Here is a 644-nt window from a genome sequence, read left to right on the forward strand (position 1 = left end):
AACCCGCCGCCCCGACCTCGATCGTGCATTCGGGGCGCAGCGTGAAGGCTATCGCCGCCGGGCCTGCATCGATGCGCGCGATCAGCAATGCCCGCGCGGCAAGACGGATGCGGGCATGGGCCAGCAGGCGTTCCGCTTCGGCAGGGAGCGATCCGAAGCGATCCAGCAGTTCGGCCTCGAAGGAATCGAGCGCATCGTCGGTCTCGATGCGCGCCAGCCGGACATAGAGGGACAGTCGCACGTCCGCCTCCGGTATCCAGTTCTCAGGAAGAGCGCCGGTCGCACCCAGATTGAGTTCGGGGCTCCATCGCTCGGCATTCTCGCCGCGGGCGGCCCTCAGCGCGATGCGCAGCAGGTGCTGGTAAAGATCGACGCCGATCAGCTTCATGTGCCCGGCCTGGTCCTCGCCCACGAGATCGCCCGCGCCCCGCATGTCCAGGTCCTGGCCGCTGATCGCGAAACCGGCGCCCAGCCGGTCGAAGGTGGCGAGCGTGCGCAGGCGCTTGAGCGTGCGCGAGCCGATCGCGTTCTTGCTTTCGATCAGCAGGATGACTTGCCCGCGCCGATTGCCGCGCCCGACACGGCCGCGCAGCTGGTGCAGTTGTGCCAGCCCGAAGCGATCCGCGCGCCAGACGATCATGGTG

At 68.3% G+C, this 644-nt stretch carries 1 protein-coding gene; it reads right to left on the reverse strand.

All coding sequences use genetic code 11. The features are described 5' to 3' along the window. A partial coding sequence (locus tag ACI3K3_RS25745) for a TRCF domain-containing protein (protein WP_404918962.1) occupies nt 1-644 on the reverse strand: 644 nt, incomplete at both ends.

It is taken from the genome of Novosphingobium sp. ZW T3_23 (assembly GCF_044987305.1).
Lineage (GTDB): Bacteria > Pseudomonadota > Alphaproteobacteria > Sphingomonadales > Sphingomonadaceae > Novosphingobium.